The organism is Pseudoalteromonas sp. SK18 (genome assembly GCF_001974855.1).
GTDB lineage: Bacteria > Pseudomonadota > Gammaproteobacteria > Enterobacterales > Alteromonadaceae > Pseudoalteromonas.
Map to the genome: position 1 here is coordinate 1 of NZ_MTQB01000046.1, position 5035 is coordinate 5035.

Sequence of the window (5035 nt, forward strand, 5' to 3'; positions counted from 1 at the left end):
AAATGGACAATGCCAATCCATAATTGGAATCTGACATTGTCGCAATTGGCCATCCACTTCGAAGGTAGGTTAGATGGTGTGCTAGATATTTAGCAACTTAGGCTGACACAGAATTCTGAACGCCCTCTGTAGGTTGTGCCAGTTTGACCTGCTTCATCTTTACCAAAATACTCTCTTAAGTCATCGTATCCTCCGACACGCTTTCCTTCAATAAAGGTTTGTGGCGTAGTTTTGACATCATGCTTATCTTTGAAGTCATCAGCTTGTTGTCTTGACGTGAGCTTATGATCTTCTACATCATACCCTTGCCTCTCCAGCAAATCTTTCGACCTTAAACCATAGGAGCAGATATGTTCGTCAGTGACCATTCTGTACAGGGTAGCTGTCTTAGTCATCTTAGTCTCCTTTGTTCAGTGTGCCTTCAAACTTTGGGAGCGGTCGTTGCTCAGCCTGAGCTTGTGAGCTGACCTTTCCATTTTCAGAAATATCCTTAATCAGCCATTCCATTTCTTTTATTTCTTTTCGTTGGGCTTTAATAATACCATTTGCCAATTCACGCACGCGTACATCCTCCAAAGTTGAATGCTCACTAGTAAGAATAGCAATGGAGTGATGAGGAATCATCGCTTTCATGTAGGCAGTGTCAGAAATTGTGCTTTGAGAGCGAACAAGATAAAGACATATGGCGAACAGTATTGTCGCCAATAGAAAAATAGCCATGTTGAGCTTCTTGTTACTGTACATGCCAAGCATAAAGGCCAGCATGATCATTGCCATACCTGCTCCCATATACAACGCCATATAGATACGCGTTTCACTAAACCATATATGTGATACTGCGTAAGTGTTGAGATACATCATGACAAACATAGCAATGGTTGAGGTGATGATCATTGCAGCAAATCTTGAGTATTTCATAAGTAATCCTTACATTGATAGTGTAAATATTTCCCACTGTTAGCCTATTATTCTCTACATGTGGTCATGTTCTCGAAAAATTGCAAGTAATGAGCCAGTATCAATAAGAGTATTTGTAATACGATTGACTCAATTTCAGCGTAATTATTGTGAATCAGTACTAATCTATACATTTCGGTATAAGAGTTTATGGGCAAAAAATTTTCTTTGAAGGAGATCAAATCAGCTTATATTTAGAGTTTAAGTTTTGAACTTGTAATAGACACAGGCGAAATTGGCTTTAGTTAACAACCTAATGTGGGGACTCAAAGTACTACAAGCTGAGCTTCAACAAATGGCAAGCTCGTGTACAAGTGAAGACACAGTTAAAGCATGTGGAAGAATTAAACTTGATAGTTAGAGTTGTCATTTATTTCACTTTTTAAATGAACGAATATTGATCTTTTATCTCGTTCATGTTTGAAAGCTAAAAGTTTCCTACACATGAAAGTGTTTTTGCAAGAGTATCTACTTTTGCAAGAGTATCTACTAGAGAACAAGATTTGAATGCTTAACTGTTCAGTTGGGCTATTATGGTTGTAAAAAAGTATTATAAGGCAATGTGTCTGGTACTTCGTTTAGAAATGAAAAAGTTAAAGAAGCTAATCGATTTCATCAGGTGGGTGATGAGGTAATTGTTACTCGCCTTGAGCGGCTAGGCCGATCATTAAAGTTTATTTTTGAGGGCATTGAAAGTACTCACAAACGGGGCGATTGTTCAAAGATTATTAATGGTTCTCTCAATACTAAAAATGATAACCCGTTTGCTACCCCCATGATCAACCTTTGTGAAGTATTCGCTCAACTTGAGCTAGATCTTATAAAAGCCAGAACCACAGAAGGTCGTGAAGAAGCTAAAGCTAAAGGCAAACACATGGGCAGCTTGCCTGCTTTATCTGACAAGTAAAAGAAATACTAAAGGATGAGTTTAATGGAGGGGCGATTTAAGAAATAGCTAAAAATATTCTGTTACTAACCCTACTCTTTACCGGACTCTCGAATGAATGAAGCAGCTTTCAAATAAGTAGTTCTTACAAGATAAGTAGGTGCTCCACTTTCAAAATTGAATATATGTAGGGATTTGTTAATATCTAAGTATTAAGGATAGACAAGAAATAAAAATGGAAAAACGTTTAGAGCCACAGTTAAAAAATAACGATGAAATTAAGGCGATCTTAAACAAGGTCGATTTTACTCATAAGCTAGATGATGGAAGGAGCGTTGAAGCACTTCTTATTTATTTAGCTCCTAACGGTATACCTGATTCATTAACCCAATTTTTTTCTTCCTTAAAAAACGGCATTTTGGCAAGTTTTGTTTTCAAGTGCTCTGAAATTGAGAAAAAGCTCGGAATAAAAAAAGAAGGTGCAGCGACTAAACTTTTCGATAAAGCAATTCGCAAACTAAGCCAACACACAGCTCAAGGCGAACTCGGTGAACTAATTCTTTTTACGTTGCTGGATGTTTATCTTGAAGCCCCCAAATTACTGAGCAAAGTCGCTAACAAAACATCAAGGAGGATGCCTGTATATGGAGCAGATGGCGTTCATGGTCAATTCTATGACGGTAATTTTAAACTATTTTTAGGTGAGTCAAAATTACATATAGACTTTAAATCGGCTGCATCAAAAGCCGCAAAGTCGATCAAGAGTGCTAAGGATAAATATCAGGAAGAATTTGATTTACTTGATAGTGAAATGGACTTTCCTAATATAGATGCTGATTTAGAAGAGTACCTTTTAGAGGTTTTAGACCCTCTTTCTGATACTGATTTAGATGAAATTTTACATAATTCATGCTTTATCGGTTTCTCAAAACCAGAGTTGCTTCAATGCTCCACAGAAGAGTTTGAACAAGAATACTTAAATATTGGGAAAGAATATATTGCGGATTTTTACATGAAGCTGGAAAAGCAAGATTTACCAGCAAATAAAACCGTATTGATGATTTTACCATTTAATTGTATTGAAGATTTAGTGGGACAATTTATTAAATATATGGACATTAAAAAATGAGTGAGTTTATTAAGAAGCTTTCAACACGAGCGCTAGCTAGTGAACGTTATAAGGAAGCAACTAACGAACTGTTTCGTTCATATATTTATAAAATGATTGGTATGGAAGCCGAGATAAATAGAGAGCATGTAAAGCAATTAATAACGATAGCTCAATATTTTTATAAAGTTAACGATAGTAAATTCCGAAAGGAAGGAGCCGCATTACTCTCCATGCTTCTTGATGTTTGCGGCAATTCATACCCAGAAATAATTGCTATAGCAAATCGTGTATTCTCTAGCTCTGGAGACTTTCCTAACATTAAACTAATTGAAAAAAACTACCCTGACCTTAGTTTTAAATATAGCTTCTATTCAGAAGCTGAGATGGATTTTAGGCAAGAGTTAAATACGGTTGATGAGCTAAGTTTTCCTCTAACTGATTTCCAAAGGACCTTATGGGAAAGTCTTATATTAGATGAAGATGTTATAACCGTAGCTCCAACTTCAGCTGGGAAAACACACATCATTCTTAGTTACCTCATACGAAGAATGATTGATTCTGACGGTGCATTTGCCGCGATAATTGTCCCCACCAGAGCTTTAATATCAGAAGTAGCGAATAAACTTTACGAAATAGCTAAAGAACAGAATTACGAAAAAGAAATAGAGATTTGTACAGTTCCACAAGACGATGGTTATGCAGACAAAACCTTTTTTGTCATGACACAGGAACGCTTACTTGAGGCGTTACAAGCAGGTGACTTATCTTTTAACTACTTGTTTATTGATGAAGCTCATAATATTACGGATGAGAGCCGGGGTGTATTACTTCATTTGACAATAGATAAGTTAATGGAAGACAGCTTTCCCCAAGTAATCATAAGTATGCCTTCGGCTAGCTACCAAGATTCTTTTTCAACTGTTTTTGAAGATTTGGAGTTTACCAAAGAAATTACATCAATTTCTCCTGTTGCCAAAATATTAATGGAAGTGAAGCCTGTAGGCCGGAACCTCGTAATTGAAAGGCTTAATACCCAAGATTCAATAACAATTCCAAAGGGGTTTAAGGATAAACATCTCTCAGATATTGCTCTAAAGTTTGGCAGAGGTCACAGCAATATAATTTATAGAAATCAGACGGATCATTGCGAAAATATTGCACAAAATATTGCTGATAAAGTAACAAAATATGATACTCCAAATGAACTCGAAGAGGCTGCAAATTATGTTGAAGAGTTCATTCACGATAGATTTTCATTGGCAAATAATTTACGCAAAGGGGTAGCTTTTCATTATGGCCCTTTACCTAGCTCTTTAAGAATTATGATCGAAAACCTCGTTAAAGAAGGTTTTATTCAATATGTTGCCTGTACAAGTACATTAGCAGAGGGGGTTAATTTACCTGCTAAAAACTTATTTCTCTATAAACCTATGCAGTCAAAGGGAATGGGGGCACCAGAAAGATTAGATGATGTAAAAATCAATAACATCACTGGTCGAGCAGGAAGGATGCTAGAACATTTTGCAGGTAATATTTTTATAGTTGAACCTGACGAATGGCAGGTGAAAGATTATTTTGATGACAAAGAGAACGATGAAGAAAAGATCCCAACTTACTTTAAAGCGATTAATGAAGACCTTCCCTTAGTTTTTCAAGCGCTGGCTGGTGTTTATGCACATGATGCTGAAAACCAGTATAAGTTCTACACTATAGCAAACAAATTGATAAAGGAAGTGGCTGAAGGGAAGTTACATAAGACGCTTGAAGCAACCGAACTTGATTTAAGCTTAGAAGAAATTGATGCATTGGAAGGAGCTGTAAGAAATGCTCACAGCAGTTTAAAAGTTGCTCCATTCACACTAGAAGCAAGCCCAACAATAGGTTATATCCAACAAAATAAGTTATTTAATTTTATAAGTAATATTGATAACTTAAATGATTGGACCCTACCTCATGAATCGCCCCGAGTTCATCGGAGACCAGTTTGTTTAAGTCAGGCCACTTTACCTGACTCGTTTAAATTATCATAGTAGTCTGTTTCATATTGAGCTGGTGAAATATACCCAATTGAAGATAATAAG

General features: G+C 36.3%; 4 protein-coding genes and 1 pseudogene. 3 read left to right on the forward strand and 2 right to left on the reverse strand.

The genetic code is table 11. The features are described from left to right. Positions 1–128 precede the first annotated feature (128 nt). A pseudogene (locus tag BW139_RS17915) lies at positions 129–395 on the reverse strand (glutaredoxin family protein); the annotation flags it as partial. 1 nt (position 396) lies between these two features. Then, positions 397–918 (reverse strand): DUF305 domain-containing protein, encoded by a 522-nt coding sequence (locus BW139_RS17920; protein WP_008109672.1) that lies wholly within the window; start codon positions 916–918, stop codon positions 397–399. A gap of 601 nt (positions 919–1519) precedes the next feature. On the opposite strand from BW139_RS17920, the gene BW139_RS17925 reads away from it, so the two are divergent. From BW139_RS17925 to BW139_RS17935, 3 genes are all read left to right on the forward strand, one after another. Next, positions 1520–1864 carry a recombinase family protein gene (locus BW139_RS17925; protein ID WP_076920561.1) on the forward strand — a complete coding sequence of 115 codons (345 nt, stop codon included), beginning with the start codon at positions 1520–1522 and terminating at the stop codon, positions 1862–1864. Between the two features lie 214 nt (positions 1865–2078). Further along, positions 2079–2972 carry a DUF1837 domain-containing protein gene (locus BW139_RS17930; RefSeq protein WP_076920562.1) on the forward strand — a complete coding sequence of 298 codons (894 nt, stop codon included), beginning with the start codon at positions 2079–2081 and terminating at the stop codon, positions 2970–2972. Next, positions 2969–4984, forward strand: a complete 2016-nt coding sequence (locus tag BW139_RS17935) for a DEAD/DEAH box helicase (RefSeq protein ID WP_254844988.1) — start codon at positions 2969–2971, stop codon at positions 4982–4984. The genes BW139_RS17930 and BW139_RS17935 overlap by 4 nt, the downstream gene beginning before the upstream one ends. Positions 4985–5035: the final 51 nt, after the last annotated feature.